The sequence below is a fragment of the Mesorhizobium sp. M8A.F.Ca.ET.165.01.1.1 genome, from assembly GCF_004792065.1.
GTDB lineage: Bacteria > Pseudomonadota > Alphaproteobacteria > Rhizobiales > Rhizobiaceae > Mesorhizobium.
This window is the reverse complement of record NZ_SRTH01000002.1, coordinates 763,519-781,335: the sequence shown is the minus strand read 5'-3', so window position 1 is coordinate 781,335 and position 17,817 is coordinate 763,519. Positions and strand designations below refer to the sequence as shown.

The window sequence follows — 17,817 nt, the reverse complement described above, 5'->3', positions numbered from 1 at the left end:
TCGACAAGGCGCGAAACCGGAAGAATTCGGCGCCACCGAACGCGACTGACCGGATCCTAAATGCGCTGACAGCGGTCGCTGAAAGGCGCGCATTCTATGAACCTCTGCGGGCCTCTGCTGATAGAGGGCCGGTCTCCCATAGCGACCTAGCACCCCGGCGGGCAGTCCGGAGGTTGCGTTTATCGCATCCTACTTCTTGATAATGTTCCCGTCGCGCAGGTCGAATGCTTCGGTGCCGCGAGCCTGGCGGTAGAAATCGTCCTGCAATTCACCCCATTCGCCGAGGAAGGCACCGCAATTGCTGCAATAAATTGGCGTCGACTCCTTGGCATCGTCGGGAATGTCCATCTGGATCGTCCCGCAAGCCTTGCAATCGAGTTTGTCGTCCAATTGGCGTCCCATTTTCCAATGATCGCGCATTTGGAACCAATTGTCGATTTCGTAGGGAGGCACGATTCCAAACCAGCCGCTCCAGCGGCAAGCGGGCGACTGAAATTGCGCAGCGGCCGCCGTGGTACGGAACCATCGCCCGGCACAAGGGTTGTCCTCGACGTTTCGAAAAAAGCAGGGAACGACGATGCGGATGTTGATGATAGTTGCCGTGCTTTCCGGAGTGGGCGTCACGCAGCCCCTCCATGGGCAAGCCATCAGCCCGCAGGTTCCTCTGCTGACACCCGTTCCTCAGACGACACCCTTGGAGCCCGAGCCGGACCAGATACCGCTGCCCGAGCAAGGGGCTGCCGACCAGAATTTCACCGGTGTTGCCATTGTCGCCGTCGAGGATCTGCCCGCGGAAATCAAAGCGCAGGCGGAAGCCGTGATTACCCAGACAAGTGCGGAAGATCTGCTGCGGCTGCAGAACTCCATCGACGCATCGCCTCAGGCAACAACGGCGCTGAGGGCAAACGGGCTCAACTCTTCACAGGTCGTGGCCGCCAACATCGATGGTGATGGCACGCTGACATTGATCATCCAGACGACAACGTGATCGGCACCCCGGGGTGCCGGATTTACCCGAAAAGCGCGATGCACCTTTTCGATCCGATGTTTTTCACGTTTCAGGGCTTCCGGGCCGGCAGTGGTGGAGAGGGTTGGATTCGAACCAACGTAAGCTAAGCTAACGGATTTACAGTCCGTCCCCTTTAACCACTCGGGCACCTCTCCAGTCTGCCGCCGGAGCCATTCACGCCGATCCGGACCCGAGTTGTCTTCTCCGAAATCAGCGAAGCGCCTTATGGCGGCAAGGCCAGTGGGTGTCAACCGCGCAGGAAGGGTTTTTCGATGTTGTTCGCCGGCTGCGGCGACAGGGCATATCCTTGGCGGGAGGAGACGGCTATAGAAGCCGGCCATGAGCAACAATTCCAACACCCCGAAAGACACCCACTACGCCAAGCTGCGCCGCGCCTTTCGCGACGAGAAAAGCGGCGGCGCGCCGGCGTTCAGGCCTCGCCAACCCGTACCACCGGGCGAAAACGCCGGGGATGGCCAGGTGCGCCTTTATGGCCTGCACACTGTGCGAGCCGCGCTCGACAATCCGCGCCGCCGGATCAAAAAAATGCTGGTGACACGCAATGCCGCCGAACGGCTCGAGATCGGTGATCTTGCCGCCCTGCCCTTCAAGGCGGAACTGGTCGAACCCAGGGACATCGACAAGGTCACCGGGTCGGACGCCGTGCATCAGGGCGTGCTGATAGAGGCCGAGCCGCTGAAGCCCAAGCGCCTCGACGCGCTTGGCGACACCGGGCTGGTGCTGGTGCTCGACCAGGTTACCGATCCGCACAATGTCGGCGCCATCCTGCGTTCGGCGGTCGCCTTCGGCGCCGGCGCGCTGATCACCACGGCGCGCCATAGCCCGCAAGAATCGGGCGTGCTGGCGAAATCCGCCTCCGGCGCGCTGGAGCATATCGACCAGATCGAGGTGAAGAACCTCGCCGACGCGCTCGGCCAACTGCACGAGGCCGGCTTCCAGACCATCGGGCTCGATTCGGACGGGCCGGCTGAACTCGAAACCAGCTTTGCCGGCGACAGAATAGCCTTGGTGCTGGGTGCAGAAGGCAAGGGCCTGCGCCAGAAGACGCGCGAGACGGTGACGACACTGGCGCGGCTCGACATGCCCGGCGCCATCCGCTCGCTCAACGTGTCGAACGCCGCGGCGGTGAGCCTTTATGCGGCGCGGGCATTTCTGAAGCGCGGCTGACTGGAAGCGGCAAGACTGCCGCCAGGAATCAAAACGGGCCCCGGCGACGCTTGCCGGAACCCGTTTCTGGCCTAAGACAAAAGTTGACGGCTTGGGAACGTTACGCCGCCCTCTCCCGCCCTATGCCGCTTTGCCTTTGATTTCTTTTGCCTCCTTGCCGACCTCGAAATTGGCCATCCGCTCCAGCGCCCTGACCAGCGCAGAGTGATCCTCCTTCGCCCCGCCATTGGCGGCGCAGGAGTTGAACAACTGCTGGGTGGTCGATGTATTGGGCAGCGACATGCCGAGCGCCTTCGCGCCTTCCAGCGCCAGGTTGAGATCCTTCTGGTGCAGTTCGATGCGGAAGCCCGGCGCGAAAGTGCGCTTGACCATGCGCTCGCCATGCACTTCGAGAATGCGCGACGCTGCCAGCCCGCCCATCAGCGCTTGCCTGACCTTGGCCGGGTCGGCGCCGGCTTTCGATGCAAAAACAAGCGCTTCGGCGACGGCTTCAATGGTCAGCGCGACGACGATCTGGTTGGCGACCTTGGTCGTCTGGCCGACGCCATTCGGCCCGACCAGAGTGATGTTCTTGCCCATCTTCTCGAACACGGGTTTCGCGCGCTCGAAGCTCTTTTCGTCGCCGCCGACCATGATGGTCAGGGATGCGGCCTTGGCCCCGACTTCGCCGCCCGAAACCGGCGCGTCGAGATAGTCGCAGCCGAGCTCGTTGATCTTCTTTGCGAATTCCTTGGTCTCGATCGGCGAGATCGAGCTCATGTCGATGACGAGCTTGCCCTTCGACAGGCCTGAGGCGACGCCATTGTCGCCGAACAGAACGTCGGCCACCTGCGGTGTGTCGGGAACCATGGTGATGATGATGTCGGCCGCCTTGGCCACGGCGGCATGGCCGGTGACAGTCTTCAGCCCCTTGGCGGCAAGATCGGCTGGTGGCTTCGAGCGATGGTCACTGGCGATGACCCTATAGCCGGCATCGAGCAGGTGCCCCGCCATCGTCGCGCCCATGATGCCGAGGCCGATGAAGCCTATGGTTTCCATTGTGGTTCTCCTGAATATCTCGTTCGACTTCGTCGAAAGGCTGGCGCTGCCCCTCATCCGCCTGCCGGCACCTTCTCCCCGTATAGTGACGGGGAGAAGGCTCCGACGCTGGCGATCCCCTCTCCCCGTTCTTCACGGGGAGAGGGCAAGGGTGAGGGCAGCGCCGACGTTGGTAGTTCCCGACGGCTAAGCCGCCGCGCTGCCCTGCCCGGCTAATTCCCGAAACCAGCCCAGCCCGGCGTCCGTACCCGCCTTTGGCTTGTATTCCGCACCCACCCAGCCGGAATAACCAATCCGGTCGATGTGTTCGTAGAGGAAAGGAAAATTGATCTCGCCCGTCCCCGGCTCGTGACGGCCGGGATTGTCCGCAAGCTGGATATGCGCGATGCGGGGAAGGTTCGCTTCGATGGTACGGGCGAGATCCCCCTCCATGATCTGCATGTGGTAGATGTCGTATTGCAGGAACAGGTTCTTGGAGCCGATGCGGTCCATCAGCGCCAGGGCCTGATCGGAGTAATTCAGGAAGAAACCCTCGATATCGCGCGTGTTGATCGGTTCGATCAGCAGCTTGATGCCGGCCTGCTCCAGTTTCTCCGCCGCGAAGGCAAGGTTTTCGGCGAAGACATTTTCAAGCGTGTCCCGTGCAATGCCCTGCGGCGCGATGCCGGCCAGGCAGTTCACCTGCTGGCAATCCAGCGCCTGCGCATAGGCGATCGCCTTGGCGATGCCCTGGCGGAACTCCGGCACGCGGTCCGGCAGCACGGCGATGCCGCGCTCACCCTTGGCCCAGTCGCCCGCAGGCAGGTTGAACAGCACTTGCGTCAGGCCGTTCTTCTTCAGGCGGGCGGCAACCACCTCGGGCGCATGATCATAAGGACCGATATATTCGACACCCTTGAAGCCGGCGCGGGCGGCGGCATCGAAGCGGTCGAGGAAATCGTGCTCGCCAAAGAGCATCGACAGATTGGCTGAAAAACGCGGCATTCTTTTTCTCCTTTTCTTGCCCGGAACCAAAGCCGTGTTGAGATTCAGGTCAGGCCGAGCCGAAAATGGTGGTTTCCGAGAACCGGAGCGGAGCGTACTTTCCGTACGTGAGCACCGGAAGCGCAGGAAGCCGCCATTTGCAGGCCGGCCTCACCTGAATATCGGCATGGCTTAGTCGAGCATGACGATCGCGGTCGGTGCATCTTCCTGATGCTCGGCAAGGTCCTCGAATTCGGTGATCTTGTCGATCTCGGTGCCCATGGAGATGTTGGTGACGCGTTCGAGGATGAATTCGAGCACGACCGGAACCTGATGTTCCTTCATCAGCCGCTGCGCCTGCTTGAAGGCGCCGGCGAATTCTTCCGGTTTGCGCACCCTGACCGCCTTGCAGCCCATCGCCTCGGCAACCGCTACATGATCAACACCATAGCCTGCCTCGGGATCATCTGATCGGTTGATGTTTTCAAAGGCGAGGCTGACCTCGTAGTCCATCGAGAAACCGCGCTGCGCCTGGCGGATCAGGCCGAGATAGGCGTTGTTCACGACGACGTGGATGTAGGGCAGTCTATGCTGCGCGCCGACCGCCAGTTCCTCGATCATGAACTGGAAATCATAGTCGCCCGACAGCGCCACGATGGTGCGGTCGGGATCGGCGGCACGCACGCCAAGGGCGGCCGGCAAGGTCCAGCCGAGCGGACCGGCCTGGCCGCAATTGATCCAGTTACGCGGCTTGTAGACATGCAGGAACTGCGCGCCGGCAATCTGTGACAGCCCGATCGTGGTGACGTAGGTGACGTCGCGGCCGAATGCCTTGTTCATCTCCTCGTAGACACGCTGCGGCTTCAGCGGCACCTGGTCGAAATGCGTCTTGCGCTTCATCGTCTTCTTGCGGTCCTGGCATTCCTTGGCCCAGCCCGACCAGTCGCGCAGCTTGCCCGCCGTCTTCCACTCGGTGGCGACGTCGAGCAGCATCTTCAGTGCCGCACCAGCGTCGGAGACGACGCCGAGATCGGGCGCGAAGACACGGCCGATCTGCGTGGGCTCGATGTCGACATGGATGAATTTTTTCCCCTTCGTGTAGACGTCGACCGAACCGGTGTGGCGGTTGGCCCAACGGTTGCCGATGCCGAAGACGAAATCGGCTTCCAGCATCGTCGCATTGCCGTAGCGGTGCGAGGTCTGCAGCCCGCACATGCCGGCCATCAGCCGATGGTCGTCGGGGATCGCGCCCCATCCCATCAGCGTCGGGATGACCGGAACGCCCGCAATCTCGGCAAATTCTATCAACAGGTCGGACGCGTCGGCATTGATGATACCGCCGCCGGCGACGATCAGCGGCTTTTCTGCCGCGTTGAGCATCGCCAGCGCCTTTTCAGCCTGGGCGCGTGTCATCGCCGGCTTGAACGGCGCCAGCGGCTCATAGGCATCGATGTCGAACTCGATCTCGGCCAGCTGGACGTCGACCGGCAGGTCGATCAGCACCGGACCTGGCCGCGACGAGCGCATCAAGTGGAACGCCTTCTGCAGCGCCATCGGCACCAGATAGGGCTCCATCACCGTCACCGCCCATTTGGCGACGGGCGCAGCGATTGCGGCGATGTCGACAGCCTGGAAATCCTCCTTGTTGAGGCGTGCGCGCGGCGCCTGTCCGGTGATGCACAGGATCGGAATGGAATCGGCCGCGGCCGAATAGAGCCCGGTGATCATGTCGGTGCCGGCCGGCCCCGAAGTGCCGATACAAAGACCGATATTGCCCGCCTTGGCGCGGGTATAGCCTTCGGCCATATGCGAGGCGCCCTCAACGTGGCGGGCAAGGACATGGCGGATGGTGCCCCTCGCCTTCATCGCCGAGTACAGCGGATTGATCGCCGCGCCCGGCACGCCGAAGGCGCAGGAAATGCCTTCCTTTTCGAGAACGAGAACAGCGGCATCGACAGCGCGCATCCTGGCCATTTCCAGCCTCCACGAGATGATTGTTGGATGGCTAAGGATGTCACCGGGCGGGTGATTTTTCAATTTTTCCAGAATATTTTTTCATTTCTAGAAAACGGCTTTTACCACCTGATTTTGTTTCCTTTTCCCTTTTCCAGGATTTTCACCGAGAATTTCATGAAAAACTTTTTCATTGCATCCTTGGAGAAACGGCCGAGAATGCCGGCCATGGAAACCAGCGAAAAACGTCAGCGCGGGCGCCCGCGCTCCTTCAATGGTCCGGCCGAAGCTGCCTCGGTGCAATCGCTCGACCGAGCCTTGCGTATCCTGGCCATTGTGGCGGAAGGCAGCGGCCTGTCGCTGAGCGAGATATCGGCGCATAGCGGGCTCGCCGCCTCCACCGCCTACCGCATGCTGACGACACTCGAAAACCACGGCATGGTCGAGTTCGATACGTCAGACCAGCTCTGGTCGATCGGTGTCGAGACCTACCGCATGGGCGCGGCGTTCCTGCGCCGCCGCAAGCTGGTCGACCGCGCCCGCATCGTCATGCAGGAATTGATGGAGAATACCGGCGAGACCGCCAATCTCGGCGTCGCCGAAGATGACTGCGTGGTCTTCGTCAGCCAGGTCGAAACACACCAGGCGATCCGCGCCTTCTTCCGGCCGGGCACACGCAGCCCCTTCCATGCTTCCGGCATCGGCAAGGCGGTGCTGGCGCATCTCGAACCGGAGCGCGTCGGCACCATCCTGCGCAAGGCGGGCCTGCAGCGCTATACGGACAGGACCCTGTCGGACATCTCCGCCCTCGCCCACGATCTGGCTGCTATCAAGCATCGCGGTTGGTCGGTCGACGACGAGGAGCGTCACCCCGGCATGCGTTGCGTCGCCGCCGCCATCTTCAACGAATATGGCGAACCGATAGGCGGGGTTTCCGTGTCGGGGCCGACGGTGCGGGTGACGCCGGAGCGGCTGGCCGAGATCGGACCGTTGGTGCGCAATGCGGCAACCGAAGTGACGCGGATGATCGGCGGTGTGCAAGCCGGCTGATCAACCCGCCCCGGGCAGCGCGCTCTTGGTCGCAATATCGAAGAAATCGAGCAGAATTGCCATGCCGACACCACAGGCGGTGAAGACGAGGCCGGCCATGAAGACACGGTTGGCACGGTCATAGACCCGCCGCTGCAAGGACCTTGTGTCGAGCAGCAGCGACAGTGCCCGCATCTGCAAGGCGATGCCGACCAGGATCGGCAGAACGGCGACAAGGTGGTAGGTCTGCCACGGGATCGGGTTGGCGGCCCAATGGGTGATGAAGCCCAACGAAAATGCCAGCAGGATGCCGACAGTGGTGACTGTGCCATTGCGGAAAACCGTCTCGATCAGGTCTTCTTTCGGGTCCTGCTCGTCCAAGCCACCCTCCCTCAGTTGGCACCGGGATAGACTAGACGCTCCGAAAATCGCTGTATACCGCCGGCCGCATGGGATTTGACCGTCTTGCCGTGGCGCTTGAATGCATGCGAAAGGGCGCGAATGAGGAAACCGGTTCAGCTTTTGCTTGTGACTTCACTTTACGGGTGCGTGGCGGCGGCACCTCGACCCGATGCCGGCGACCAACGCGTCAATCCCATTCCGATCTCACTCGCGCTGGAGGAGATCATCACGTCCGGCGTCCGCCAACATCTGCCGGATCCGGCCTCCGCCAGGTTCGGGACGATGCTCGCCGGCGAGCGAACGCTGGACGGCCGCCAGGAAATCGTGGTCTGCGGCACCGTCAGCGCCAAGGTCTCGTCCGGCGTCCATGGCGGCGACAAGCCATTCATCGCCAAGGTCTATCCGGAAGCCGCAAGCAGCTTTGAACTGGTGGCGATGGGCGACGAGACGGAGGCTGCCCGGCTTCAAATTGGCGGCTCCTGCCGCGCGGCCGGTTTGCCGACCCTCGACACCGACACGAAGACGCACCTCTAGAAAGACGGCATTCAAACGACGAAGAGGGGCTGCCCCGCAACCCCTCTTTCCTGTCGTTGGTCACTTTCCTGTCGTTGGCTGCCTCCGCTCAGAGCCGGCAGTAGTGGCTGTAGCCGTCGTGGCCGATATAGGTGTCCGAGTCAGGATCGTAGCTCGCGTAACGCTCGAAGCAGCGGCGGACGTGCCATGAACCGCCATCTTCGTCGACATAGACAGTGCGGGGCTGCTGCTGGGCAAGCAGGCTGCCGAGGACGAAACCGCCGACGCCGGCGGCGATGCCGATGCCGAGGTCGTGGTGATGCGAGTGAGCCGCCGAGGGCTGGACGGTGCCGACCAAAGCGGTGGCGGCGACGGTGGTGGCGATGAGGCCGGAAACGAGTGTGCGCTTGAACATGACGATCTCCTTGCTTCGTTGACCGAGGCGATCCATCCGCCTCTTGATCATCTGTCGCCGCGGCATTGAAAAAGGTTCGACGGGGTTTTGATTTTTTCGAAGAAGCAGGAATCCGCTGCCTGAAAAGGCGCGGCGGCCCTCGCCGGCGTTGATCATCGAGACCCGTGCGCTTCGGCACATTGCGCCAATCGCGTCATCGCCCGTGGCGGCGACAGGAAGCGCCGTATCCATGCAAAAGGGCGGCCGAAGCCGCCCTTTCCTGCACTGGTGTCTTCAATCACGCCGCGAGACTGCGCTCAGTAGATGATGATGTGGTGGCGATGGTGATGGTGATGGTGATGGTGGCCATAGACCCACCAGTAATCCGGGTAGTCCGGGTAATCCTGGTAGTAGAGGTAGTCGTCGTAATGATGATGGCGATGCATGCCATGAGCCGACGAAGACTGAACGGTGCTGGCGAGCGCGCCGGTTGCAACGACGATGGCGAGGAGGCCGGAAACGAAACTGCGCTTGAACATGATGATCTCCTGGATCTCTGATCGAGGCGACCATTCGCCTCTGAGGATCAGTCGGCGTTGGGCAGCGAAAGGTTCGACAGGATCAGGAGATTTTTTGTGGCAGTAGGCAGTAGGCAGTGGTGAAACGGCACCATGCGCATCCGAACGATGCAACCCCTATTCCTATTCCCTATTTTCTCACCCCATGCCGGTGATATGGCGCAGCCAGAAAGCGAGCGCGATGAAGCCGATGATCGTGGTGACGCCGGTCCAGTCGACATTGGCCTTCTTCACGTCACTGATGAGCTTCACCAGCAGCATCCATGCCACGACAACGATAGGGAGAATGATGACAAGCCGTATCATGCGACACTCCGTTCAGCGCATTTGCACCTGCCCCGTTATGTAGGAAGCGCCTTCGCGGATTTCAGCACGCAGGCTCGGAGCATCATCCACCACGGCTGAGGTCCAAAAACGGAGTTTTGTCTTTACTGGCGCAACAAATATGCTAACCGGAGCGCCGTGCCCTTGTAGCTCAGCTGGTAGAGCAGCGGTTTTGTAAACCGAAGGTCGGCGGTTCGATTCCGTCCGGGGGCACCAGTTCTGACCAACGATTACCCCGAGAGCCAAAGACTTGCGAGCGCGATTGCGGGCACCCTTAAGAGGCGCTCGCGATTTGGGCCGACACGTTCGTCCTGGTGAACGTATTCCTCACCCTCATAGACTTATAGAGATAAGCAACCCAGAGTCCGGTTCCCGCAAACGAGGCCACGGGTGCCGCCAGTGCATCGCCTGCGAGCACCTGGTTCACCGGGACCCCCAGAATTGATGCGATCCAGATCGTGTCCAGGATAAAAACGACGGGGATCGCAAGCCACTGAAGCAGAAACAATTGCGGGAACCGTCGGCTTCGCCGCAGCATTGCCACCAGCACAACCAGCTGAAGCGCCAGGAATGCCAGATTAAGAGCAACCTCGCCATACACGGCCAGGGAGCCATTCGGGAGGATCATGAGTTGCTGGTAGCCGTCGGCCGAGCTGGCGAAGTCGGCGAGTGTGCGCAGCGGTGACAATGTCTGACCGATAGCCAGCAGCATCAGCCAGCCGCCGAAGCCCACAAGAGCCTCAGGATTCTGTGACGGCTTCGCGGCTGATCGAACAGCAAAGAAAACAGGCACGCCGATCAACAGCAGCACGATCACCCAATGCCAGATGGAAAACGCCCCCATTTACCCCTCCCTTTATGCCCCTATAAGTTGTATCAGATTTCAAACTCAACTCAAGCACCGAGCTTTGCATAAGACGACGTGTGACGTCGAAGCGACGACTTCTCCTGCCTGCTCCTGACTCCCTCACACCCCGATCGCGGCCACCAATATCCTGTTCTGCCTCCGTATCGCCGCCCTCAGCTCCGGTATCCTCGCCTCTTCGCGTTTCACGAATTCGATGAACATCATGTTCATGTTGTTGAAGATCAGTTCGCCAAGCGCCGTGCCGTCGATGTCCCGCCGCACCAGGCCAATCTCCTGCAGCCGGGCGATCAGCGCGCGGATCTGTTCGGTGAGCGAGCGGTCGAGGCCGGTGTAAGCCTGGCCGAACGGGCTGTCGGGCAATTGCGTCGAGATCGCCATTGCCTGCCGCCACATCTCCTTGCTGAGATAGTGCAGCGAGTGTTCGATATAGATGCCGATCAGTGTGTCCAGCGCGTCGCCGACATTGGCCGGCGGCCGGGCGACCACGCCGCGCCCGGCATTGAGCACCTCGTTGACCTCCAGCGAGACGATGGCGCCGAGGATGTCGCCCTTGTTTTGGTAGTAATTGTAGATGGTGCCGATCGACACTTCGGCCTGCGCGGCGATCGCCTCGATCTTGGCGCCCTCATAGCCGGCCTCGCGGAAAAGTGCCGCCGCAGCCTCGATGATGCGCCTGTGACGGTCCGCCTTTTGCCGTGCCCGCAATCCGCTCATATCAGCCTCTTGCCACAAAAATCGAATTGACTCAATTTTAGAATTGGTTCAATTTTTTGCAAGAAGCCACAAAGGCAAGGGAGAACACTCGATGTCCGTCAAATCCGGGAATCCGCTTTCCGTCCTGAAACGCCAGCTGCACGCAGCGTGCGCCGCCACGGCATTGCTGCTTGCGGCGGGCAGCCTTGCCGAGGCCGCCGATCTCAACGCGCTGATCTGGTGCGATCATTCCGATCCGGCGCTGCTGCAGCCGTTCGAAGACGCCAACAACGTCAAGGTCAACGTCAAGGAATTCGAAGGCACCGGCGCCGGCCTCGCCATCGTCGAGCAGTCGCAGCCGGGCGATTGGGACGTGATGGTGATCGACAGCATCGACGTGCCGCGCGGCGTCGAAAAGGGCCTGTTCGAGCCGCTGCCGGAAGACAAGCTGCCCTTCGCCGACCTCTTCCCGCAGGTGAAGATGGACGGATCGACCGTCGTCGGCGGCAAGCGCTACGGCATCACCGAAAAATTCGGCTACAATACGATCGGCTTCAACAAGACCAAGGTCGACCCGGCCGACATGCAGTCCTTGGCGTCGCTGAGCAGTGACAAATACAAGGGCAAGGTCGCCATCTACGACTACTATCTTCCCGTGATCGGCATGGCCGCTCTCGCCATCGGCAAGAAGACGGCCGACCTCGGCGAAGCCGATCTGCCCGCCCTCAAGGCAGAGCTTCTCAAGATGAAGGCCAATGCGAAGCTGGTCGGTGAAGTCACCGCCAGCCAGACGGCGCTGGCGACCGGCGAGGTCGACATATTGGTCGGCGGCGGCGAATGGGTGACGGCAGGCCTTGCGAAGGAAAACCCGGCGCTGGACTTCTCCATTCCGAAAGAGGGTGCGGTGCTGTGGTCGCAGTCGCTCGCCATGTTCAAGGATTCCAAGAACAAGGACATGGCGCTGAAATTCATCCAGTACATCATGAGCCCGGAAGGCCAGGCGCGGCTTGCCACCTCTTCCTGCTATTGGGGCATGCCGTCCAACACCAAGGCCACACTGACCGACGACCAGAAGAAGGTCTTGCGCTTCGACGAGCAGCCTGGCTTCCTCGCCCGTGCGCAGGCCTATCCGGCGCCCAATGCCGACCTCGACAAGAAGATGCAGGACATGTGGACCGAAATGCTGCAGGCGAAATGAGCGACCGCGGCTCATGAACTCTGCGGGAAACAGCGGGCGTACCCTGCACCGGGCGGGCCGCGCCCTGCCCTGGGCGCTGGTCACGCCGGCACTTGGCTGGACGCTGCTGTTCTTCGTGCTCCCGTTCGTGGCCATGGGGTTTTCGAGCCTCACGTCGCATGAGAACGGCGGCTTCACGCTTGCCAACTACAGCCAGTTCTTCAGCAATCCCTCCTACTGGCAGGCGATGGTGAACTCGCTGCAGGTCACGGCAACCGTCACCGTGGTCTCCGTGCTGCTCGCCTATCCCTTCGCCTGGATCCTGGCCGAACAGGTGCCGGAGCGCTGGCAGCGGCTGGCGCTGATGCTGGCCGTGCTGCCGTTCTGGACCTCCTATGTCGTGCGCTCCTATTCGTGGCTGCTGGTGCTGGCGCAGAACGGCGTCATCAACCGCGCGTTGACCGGTTCCGGCCTGATCAGCGAGCCGCTGCAGCTCGCCAATACGCGCTTGGCCACCGTCACCGGCTTCGTGCATTTCTTCGTCATGCTTTTGACGCTGACCATCTTCGCCAATCTGAAGCAGCTCAGCCCGAGCTACCGCAAGGCCGCCGCCGATCTCGGCGCCGGGCCGGTGCGCACCTTCCTGCATGTCATCCTGCCGCTGACCTTGCCGGGCATCATGGTGGGCGCGTTCCTCACCTTCGTGCTGTGCATCGGCGACTACATCACACCGCAAATCCTCGGCGGCAACAACGAGCTTCTGATGCCGCAGTTGGTGATGATGCAGATCGGCCGTCGCGGCGACTTTCCGCTGGCCTCGGCGCTGTCGATCATCCTGATGGCGGTCGTCACCATTGCCTACCTCGCCTGCGCCCGCTGGCTGAAGATCGAGCGGGCCTGAGCATGCACAGGATTGTCCGCATCGCTTCGTGGATTTACGCGCTTGCCGTCTATGGCTTCATCTTCCTGCCGGTCGTCGTGCTGGTGCTGTTCTCGCTGCAATCGACCTCCTTTCCGATTCCGCCATTCACCGGCCCGTCGCTGCGCTGGTACGAGGCTGTTCTCTCAGATACGCGGCTGACGTCGGCACTCGTCAATTCGCTGTCGGTCGCGGTGCTTTCCTCGGCCACCGCCGTCACGCTCGGCTTCCTTTCGGCCTGGGGTTTCGCGCGTTTTGTGCTGCCCGGCTCGGGTCTGCTGCGCGGGCTGATCACACTGCCGTTGACGGTGAGCTACCTCATCATCGGCATGGGGCTTTTGGTGCTGTTCAACTGGGCCGGCGTGCCGAAGTCGCTGCTTGCCGCCGGCATCGGCCATGTCGTGATCAACCTGCCGCTGTGCTTTGCCATCATCTACAGCCAGATGGGCGACCACCAGATCAACATCGAGCGCGCCGCACGCGATCTTGGCGCGCCTGAATGGAAGGTGCTGCTGCTGATCAGCGTGCCGGTGATGGCGCCGGCCATTTTCGCCGGCTTCTTCCTGTCGATGACCTTCTCCTGGGATGAGTTCGTTATCTCCTTCCTGCTCACCCGCTTCGACACCACGCTGCCGGTGGAAATCTGGAACCTGCTGCGCTCCGGCCTCAACCCCAAGACCAACGCCGTCGGGTCGCTGGTCTTTGCCGTCTCGATCGTGCTGGTGGTGTTGTTCGAACTGACCTTGCTGCGGCGGAGAAAGCCGGCATGAACGCGCCCCTGGTCGATATCCGCGACGTCTCGCACCGCTTCGGCCAGCATCCCGTGCTGAAAAACGTCTCGCTGACGATCGATTCCGGCAGCTATACGATCCTGCTCGGACCATCCGGTTCCGGCAAGACGACGCTGCTCTCCATTCTCGGCGGGTTCGTCAACCCCAGCGAAGGCAAGGTTCTCATCCGCGGCCAGGACTGTACCTACGTGCCGCCGGCCAAGCGCCCGACGACGACGGTCTTCCAGGATTATGCGCTGTTCCCGCATATGAGCGTCGGCGGCAATGTCGGCTTCGGCCTGCGCATGCAGGGTGTCGACGGCGCGACGCGGGCGGCAAAAGCACGCGAAGCCCTGGCACTGGTGGGGCTGGCCGCCGCCTTCGACAAGAAGCCGCACCATCTTTCCGGCGGCCAGCGCCAGCGCGTCGCATTGGCGCGCGCGCTGGTCATCGAGCCGGCAGTGCTCCTGCTCGATGAGCCGCTCGGCGCGCTCGACCTCAAACTGCGCCGCCAGATGCAGGATGAATTGAAGGCGATCCAGAAGCGCGTCGGCACCGCCTTCATTCACGTCACCCACGACCAGGAAGAAGCGATGGCGCTGGCCGACCATTGCGTGGTGATGAATGACGGCCGCATCGAGGACGAAGGGCCGCCCGAGCGCGTCTATGCCAGGCCGGCGACGCGCTTTTCCGCGACCTTCATGGGCGAGAGCACGATCCTTGCCGGCACGGTCGTGGAGACCGGAGACAGGACGAGCACCGTCGCGACGCCGGTCGGACCGGTGTTGCTGCCCAGTGCGTTGCCGTTGGGGTCGGCGGCCGCATTGGCCATACGGCCTGAGCACCTCGTGCTGGGCACGACTTCGGGTGGCACGAAGCTCGGCAAGGCGGACGTGAGCGACGTCGTCTTCCAGGGCAGTTTCAAGCGCATGCTTGCGACGTCCGTCGAAGAACCCTCCTTGCAGTTCATCGCCAAGCTGCCCGCTACCGCCACTGTCCGGCCGGGCGACACGGTGGCGATTTCGTGCGATACCGACCAGATCATCCTGCTGGCGGATTGAACATGCGCATGCTCGCGGTCATCGACGCACCGGACTGGTACGAGACCATCCGCATGGCCGACGGCATCACGCTGATCCACGAGCCCTGGATCAAGCCGTTCTTCCGCTGCAACATGTGGCATGTGCGCGGCCGCGACCGCGATCTCCTGTTCGACAGTGGTCTCGGCCATTTCAGCCTGCGCACCCATGTGCCCCTTGTGAGCGAGCGCAAGCTGACCTGCGTCGCCAGCCACACGCATTTCGACCATATCGGCTGCCACCATGAATTCCCCGATCGCTGCGTGCATGGGGCTGAAGCGGCAATCCTGGCCGATCCGCGCAACGAATTGACCGCTGCAGGTACCTATGCGACCGACGAGATGTTCGACCGCCAGCCAAAAGGCTGGGAAACAGCACGCTACCGCATCCAGCCCGCGCCGGCCGGCCGTCTGCTCGCGCATGGCGACATCATCGATCTCGGCGACCGCGCCTTCGAGGTCGTCCACACGCCAGGCCATTCGCCCGGCGGCATTGCGCTGTACGAGAAGAAGACCGGCATCCTGCTGTCCGGCGACATCATCTATGACGGCCCGCTGATCGATGATGTCTACCACTCGGATATTTCCGACTACATGGCGACACTGCTCGCCATGCGCGATCTCGACGTCTCAGTCGTGCATGGCGGCCATTTCCCGAGCTTCGGAAAGGTGCGCTACCGCCAGTTGATCGACGAATACCTGGCGCGGAAGCGGCAGGCCGGCTGCCATCTGCGGCAGAGCCCTTGAGGGGCGAGTTTACCGCAGCAAGTCGAAATGCCGTGGAAAGGCCTGATGCAGCAGCAGCAGCATGGTCTTGCGCAGCACGTCGGTGTCGCGGCCGGACGGGTTGAGGTGATCCCAGTACCATGCTCCGTGAACGAGGTAATTCAGGCTCTCCGACAGCGTGTGGATGTCGACGCCGCCGTAACCCCCGTCGCGCGCAATCTCGACCAGCAGTTCCCGCGCTTCGGCGGTGTAGGCGAGATCGCTGGGCAGGCCGATTTCATTGTAAATCTGCATGCTCTTGCGGTCGCTGGAGAACACGACAAAGACCGACACCCATTTCGGATGCTGCCGGGCAAAGCGTTGCGCGCAGTCTACTGCTCCCAGCAGCCTTTCGACCGGCGTCAGGCCGGGCGCCCGCACCAGGGCGAGCCACAGCGCGTCATATTGATCGCTGAGATACTGAAGCACTGCCCTGAACAAATTCTCCTTGCTGCGGAAGTGAAAGACCACCAGGGCGTTGGACGAGCCGACATGCTCGGCGATGCGCTGCATGGTGACGCTCGCCAGCCCCTCCTCAGCGATGAGCTCGATTGTGGCGTCGAGAATGCGCTGTACGCTGGCTTCGCCGCGCTCGCGGCGGCGGTCCTTGGGCGCGGCGTCATTGGCCGAAGCCCTGCCCTTGGCTGTCGCGACCGTGCGCTTTGCCGTAGCTTTGCGTTGCACCATCTTCGTCAATTTCCCTTGCATCGCCAGATCAAAGCGATGGGCGCGTTCCGGCGCTTGTGTACCATTGCCCCTGTGCCGTTTCATAGGCCATCGCGGCCCGGAAGACATCGGCATCGCTATAGGTGCGGCCGACGATCTGGAAGCCCGTCGGCACGCCGCTTGCCGCCCGCCCCGACGGCATGGAAAGCACCGGACAGCGGCTCATCATGTTGAACGGCGTCGTCATCACCCAGCCCAGCGAAGGGTTCACCTCTCTACCGTTGATCTCGACGGTTCCCGTGGTCTGGTCGAACTCCGCCGGCACCGCGGGAAGCGCGTTCGTCGGGCAGATCAGCACATTGTAGGTCTCCAGCAGCGGACCCAGCGTCTGATACATCCGTGCTGCCACATCCAGTGTCGCGACGAAGTCGGTGGCCTTGGATTTTTGCCCATCCTCGGCAAACCGCCTGGCATAGCTGGTCATGTCGCTGCCGTGCTCGGCAAGCAGTTGCGACAGCGAAGCGCCGAAAAGATGCTCCAGATAGGCCATTCCTGCCTTGAGCACCCCGTCATCCCAGCCGAGATCGACTTCCTCGACCGTTGCCCCAAGCGAGCGGAACACGTCGCAGGCGGCAAGCATGTTGCCGCGGACGTCGGCATCGACCTCGAAAGAGCCCAGGTCCATCGAGAAGGCAATCTTCCAGCCCTTGATCGGCTGGTAATCGAGCGGCAGCCGCAGCTTCGGGCGAAGCGTGGCGATGTCGAGTGGACTCGGCCCCGCCATGACATTCTGCAGCAGGATCGCATCCCGGACGTTCCGGGCCAACGGCCCGGTGTGGCAATAGAAATCGAGGTTGAAGGGCGGCTCGTCCGGGTTGCGCCCATAAGGCGGCTTGTAGCCGACGAGACCGCAGGCCGACGCCGGAATGCGGATCGATCCGGCAATGTCGGAGCCGGTGGCGATCGACGACGTGCCCGAAGCCAGCGTTGCCGCCGAACCTCCCGACGAGCCACCCGGCGTGAAGTCGCGGTTCCAGGGGTTGCGGGTGACGCCCCACCGCTTCGACCAGGTATAACCGGCGCAGCTGAATTCGGGCGTAGCCGTGCGCGCATGGACGATGCCGCCGGCCTTGATGATGCGCTCATTCATCGTCGAGGTGTGGCCGCTTATGGCATCCCTGGACAGCAGCGAGCCATGCGACGTCGGCTTGCCCTTGATGTAGCTCTCGTCCTTGATGCCGATCGGCAGGCCCTCGAGCGCGCCGGTCCTGGCGCCCTTGGCGTATCTCGCCTCCGCTTTCGCGGCCAGCTTCATCGCCTCCTCGAAATGCGTGAAGGTGAAGCAGTTGATCGCCGATTTGGTGGCCTCGGCGCGGCGGATGGTGGCCTGCATCAGTTCGACGGGCGAGAGTTTCCTCGCCTTGAACAGCCGCAGCGCCTCGCTGGCGGGCATGTAGCAAAGGTCGAGATCGGACATCGAAAATCTCCCG

The 17,817-nt window shown here is 62.2% G+C and carries 21 protein-coding genes and 2 tRNA genes; 10 read left to right on the top strand and 13 right to left on the bottom strand.

Annotated elements, in window-relative coordinates; translation table 11 throughout:
* Positions 1-189: 189 nt before the first annotated feature.
* On the bottom strand, positions 190-624 hold the full coding sequence (locus EN808_RS36250) for a hypothetical protein (protein ID WP_189521830.1): 435 nt from the start codon (positions 622-624) through the stop codon (positions 190-192).
* Positions 625-694: 70 nt separating this feature from the next.
* Between EN808_RS36250 and EN808_RS08540 the strand changes: the two genes are divergently transcribed.
* Positions 695-988 carry a hypothetical protein gene (locus tag EN808_RS08540; RefSeq protein WP_245512036.1) on the top strand — a complete coding sequence of 98 codons (294 nt, stop codon included), beginning with the start codon at positions 695-697 and terminating at the stop codon, positions 986-988.
* A 91-nt stretch (positions 989-1,079) separates the two neighbouring features.
* Here EN808_RS08540 and EN808_RS08535 read toward each other — a convergent pair.
* Positions 1,080-1,164 (bottom strand) — tRNA-Tyr (locus tag EN808_RS08535).
* A gap of 184 nt (positions 1,165-1,348) precedes the next feature.
* Here EN808_RS08535 and EN808_RS08530 point away from each other — a divergent pair.
* A complete protein-coding gene (locus EN808_RS08530) occupies positions 1,349-2,197 on the top strand; it encodes an RNA methyltransferase (RefSeq protein ID WP_135915548.1) in 849 nt (282 codons plus the stop codon).
* Between the two features lie 120 nt (positions 2,198-2,317).
* On the opposite strand, the gene EN808_RS08525 is transcribed toward EN808_RS08530, so the two are convergent.
* From EN808_RS08525 to gcl, 3 genes are all read right to left on the bottom strand, one after another.
* On the bottom strand, positions 2,318-3,292 hold the full coding sequence (locus EN808_RS08525) for a 2-hydroxy-3-oxopropionate reductase (protein ID WP_135915547.1): 975 nt from the start codon (positions 3,290-3,292) through the stop codon (positions 2,318-2,320).
* 129 nt (positions 3,293-3,421) lie between these two features.
* Positions 3,422-4,219, bottom strand: a complete 798-nt coding sequence (gene otnI / locus EN808_RS08515) for a 2-oxo-tetronate isomerase (protein ID WP_135915545.1) — start codon at positions 4,217-4,219, stop codon at positions 3,422-3,424.
* A 171-nt stretch (positions 4,220-4,390) separates the two neighbouring features.
* The gene (gcl, locus tag EN808_RS08510) at positions 4,391-6,172 is read right to left on the bottom strand and encodes a glyoxylate carboligase (protein ID WP_135915544.1); all 1,782 of its coding nucleotides are present in this window, start codon (positions 6,170-6,172) and stop codon (positions 4,391-4,393) included.
* 207 nt (positions 6,173-6,379) lie between these two features.
* Here gcl and bhcR point away from each other — a divergent pair, with 207 nt between their 5' ends.
* The gene (gene bhcR / locus EN808_RS08505; protein WP_135915543.1) at positions 6,380-7,201 is read left to right on the top strand and encodes an HTH-type transcriptional regulator BhcR; all 822 of its coding nucleotides are present in this window, start codon (positions 6,380-6,382) and stop codon (positions 7,199-7,201) included.
* On the opposite strand, the gene EN808_RS08500 is transcribed toward bhcR, so the two are convergent.
* The gene (locus EN808_RS08500) at positions 7,202-7,561 is read right to left on the bottom strand and encodes a hypothetical protein (protein ID WP_135915542.1); all 360 of its coding nucleotides are present in this window, start codon (positions 7,559-7,561) and stop codon (positions 7,202-7,204) included.
* A 120-nt stretch (positions 7,562-7,681) separates the two neighbouring features.
* Here EN808_RS08500 and EN808_RS08495 point away from each other — a divergent pair, with 120 nt between their 5' ends.
* On the top strand, positions 7,682-8,116 hold the full coding sequence (locus EN808_RS08495) for a hypothetical protein (protein WP_135915541.1): 435 nt from the start codon (positions 7,682-7,684) through the stop codon (positions 8,114-8,116).
* 88 nt (positions 8,117-8,204) lie between these two features.
* Here EN808_RS08495 and EN808_RS08490 read toward each other — a convergent pair whose 3' ends face one another.
* The 3 genes from EN808_RS08490 to EN808_RS08480 all read right to left on the bottom strand — a co-directional run bounded on the left by EN808_RS08490 (position 8,205) and on the right by EN808_RS08480 (position 9,373).
* On the bottom strand, positions 8,205-8,510 hold the full coding sequence (locus tag EN808_RS08490; RefSeq protein ID WP_135915540.1) for a BA14K family protein: 306 nt from the start codon (positions 8,508-8,510) through the stop codon (positions 8,205-8,207).
* 296 nt (positions 8,511-8,806) lie between these two features.
* Entirely contained in the window at positions 8,807-9,028 is a 222-nt protein-coding gene (locus EN808_RS08485; protein WP_127279641.1) for a hypothetical protein, read from the bottom strand.
* A gap of 177 nt (positions 9,029-9,205) precedes the next feature.
* On the bottom strand, positions 9,206-9,373 hold the full coding sequence (locus EN808_RS08480) for a hypothetical protein (protein WP_127279640.1): 168 nt from the start codon (positions 9,371-9,373) through the stop codon (positions 9,206-9,208).
* A gap of 158 nt (positions 9,374-9,531) precedes the next feature.
* Here EN808_RS08480 and EN808_RS08475 point away from each other — a divergent pair.
* Positions 9,532-9,607 (top strand) — tRNA-Thr (locus tag EN808_RS08475).
* A 58-nt stretch (positions 9,608-9,665) separates the two neighbouring features.
* On the opposite strand, the gene EN808_RS08470 is transcribed toward EN808_RS08475, so the two are convergent.
* Both EN808_RS08470 and EN808_RS08465 read right to left on the bottom strand, forming a co-directional pair.
* Positions 9,666-10,235, bottom strand: coding sequence for a DUF2569 family protein (locus EN808_RS08470; protein WP_135915539.1), 570 nt, complete (start codon positions 10,233-10,235; stop codon positions 9,666-9,668).
* A 123-nt stretch (positions 10,236-10,358) separates the two neighbouring features.
* Positions 10,359-10,973: a TetR/AcrR family transcriptional regulator gene (locus EN808_RS08465; protein WP_135915538.1), complete on the bottom strand. Its 615-nt coding sequence runs from the start codon at positions 10,971-10,973 to the stop codon at positions 10,359-10,361.
* A 91-nt stretch (positions 10,974-11,064) separates the two neighbouring features.
* On the opposite strand from EN808_RS08465, the gene EN808_RS08460 reads away from it, so the two are divergent.
* Genes EN808_RS08460 through EN808_RS08440 form a run of 5 tightly spaced genes read left to right on the top strand, consistent with a single transcriptional unit; the run spans position 11,065 to position 15,643 of the window.
* The gene (locus EN808_RS08460) at positions 11,065-12,150 is read left to right on the top strand and encodes a spermidine/putrescine ABC transporter substrate-binding protein (RefSeq protein ID WP_135915537.1); all 1,086 of its coding nucleotides are present in this window, start codon (positions 11,065-11,067) and stop codon (positions 12,148-12,150) included.
* A 13-nt stretch (positions 12,151-12,163) separates the two neighbouring features.
* Positions 12,164-13,030, top strand: coding sequence for an ABC transporter permease (locus EN808_RS08455; RefSeq protein ID WP_135880272.1), 867 nt, complete (start codon positions 12,164-12,166; stop codon positions 13,028-13,030).
* 2 nt (positions 13,031-13,032) lie between these two features.
* On the top strand, positions 13,033-13,818 hold the full coding sequence (locus EN808_RS08450) for an ABC transporter permease (protein WP_127869394.1): 786 nt from the start codon (positions 13,033-13,035) through the stop codon (positions 13,816-13,818).
* Positions 13,815-14,879, top strand: coding sequence for an ABC transporter ATP-binding protein (locus EN808_RS08445; RefSeq protein ID WP_135915536.1), 1,065 nt, complete (start codon positions 13,815-13,817; stop codon positions 14,877-14,879). Before EN808_RS08450 ends, EN808_RS08445 begins: the two co-directional genes overlap by 4 nt.
* A 2-nt stretch (positions 14,880-14,881) precedes the next feature.
* A complete protein-coding gene (locus tag EN808_RS08440; RefSeq protein ID WP_135915535.1) occupies positions 14,882-15,643 on the top strand; it encodes an MBL fold metallo-hydrolase in 762 nt (253 codons plus the stop codon).
* A 9-nt stretch (positions 15,644-15,652) separates the two neighbouring features.
* On the opposite strand, the gene EN808_RS08435 is transcribed toward EN808_RS08440, so the two are convergent.
* Positions 15,653-16,348 (bottom strand): TetR/AcrR family transcriptional regulator, encoded by a 696-nt coding sequence (locus EN808_RS08435; protein ID WP_127280421.1) that lies wholly within the window; start codon positions 16,346-16,348, stop codon positions 15,653-15,655.
* Positions 16,349-16,376: 28 nt separating this feature from the next.
* Positions 16,377-17,804 carry an amidase gene (locus tag EN808_RS08430; protein ID WP_127869397.1) on the bottom strand — a complete coding sequence of 476 codons (1,428 nt, stop codon included), beginning with the start codon at positions 17,802-17,804 and terminating at the stop codon, positions 16,377-16,379.
* Positions 17,805-17,817 lie beyond the last annotated feature (13 nt).

Coding starts and splice junctions, on each gene's coding strand:
- EN808_RS08530 (WP_135915548.1), top strand. CDS start 1,349: ATGAGCAACAATTCCAACACCCCGAAAGACACCCACTACGCCAAGCTG.
- EN808_RS08525 (WP_135915547.1), bottom strand. CDS start 3,292: ATGAGGGGCAGCGCCAGCCTTTCGACGAAGTCGAACGAGATATTCAGG.
- otnI (WP_135915545.1), bottom strand. CDS start 4,219: ATGCCGCGTTTTTCAGCCAATCTGTCGATGCTCTTTGGCGAGCACGAT.
- gcl (WP_135915544.1), bottom strand. CDS start 6,172: ATGGCCAGGATGCGCGCTGTCGATGCCGCTGTTCTCGTTCTCGAAAAG.
- bhcR (WP_135915543.1), top strand. CDS start 6,380: ATGGAAACCAGCGAAAAACGTCAGCGCGGGCGCCCGCGCTCCTTCAAT.
- EN808_RS08495 (WP_135915541.1), top strand. CDS start 7,682: ATGAGGAAACCGGTTCAGCTTTTGCTTGTGACTTCACTTTACGGGTGC.
- EN808_RS08490 (WP_135915540.1), bottom strand. CDS start 8,510: ATGTTCAAGCGCACACTCGTTTCCGGCCTCATCGCCACCACCGTCGCC.
- EN808_RS08485 (WP_127279641.1), bottom strand. CDS start 9,028: ATGTTCAAGCGCAGTTTCGTTTCCGGCCTCCTCGCCATCGTCGTTGCA.
- EN808_RS08480 (WP_127279640.1), bottom strand. CDS start 9,373: ATGATACGGCTTGTCATCATTCTCCCTATCGTTGTCGTGGCATGGATG.
- EN808_RS08470 (WP_135915539.1), bottom strand. CDS start 10,235: ATGGGGGCGTTTTCCATCTGGCATTGGGTGATCGTGCTGCTGTTGATC.
- EN808_RS08465 (WP_135915538.1), bottom strand. CDS start 10,973: ATGAGCGGATTGCGGGCACGGCAAAAGGCGGACCGTCACAGGCGCATC.
- EN808_RS08460 (WP_135915537.1), top strand. CDS start 11,065: ATGTCCGTCAAATCCGGGAATCCGCTTTCCGTCCTGAAACGCCAGCTG.
- EN808_RS08455 (WP_135880272.1), top strand. CDS start 12,164: ATGAACTCTGCGGGAAACAGCGGGCGTACCCTGCACCGGGCGGGCCGC.
- EN808_RS08450 (WP_127869394.1), top strand. CDS start 13,033: ATGCACAGGATTGTCCGCATCGCTTCGTGGATTTACGCGCTTGCCGTC.
- EN808_RS08445 (WP_135915536.1), top strand. CDS start 13,815: ATGAACGCGCCCCTGGTCGATATCCGCGACGTCTCGCACCGCTTCGGC.
- EN808_RS08440 (WP_135915535.1), top strand. CDS start 14,882: ATGCGCATGCTCGCGGTCATCGACGCACCGGACTGGTACGAGACCATC.
- EN808_RS08435 (WP_127280421.1), bottom strand. CDS start 16,348: ATGGTGCAACGCAAAGCTACGGCAAAGCGCACGGTCGCGACAGCCAAG.
- EN808_RS08430 (WP_127869397.1), bottom strand. CDS start 17,804: ATGTCCGATCTCGACCTTTGCTACATGCCCGCCAGCGAGGCGCTGCGG.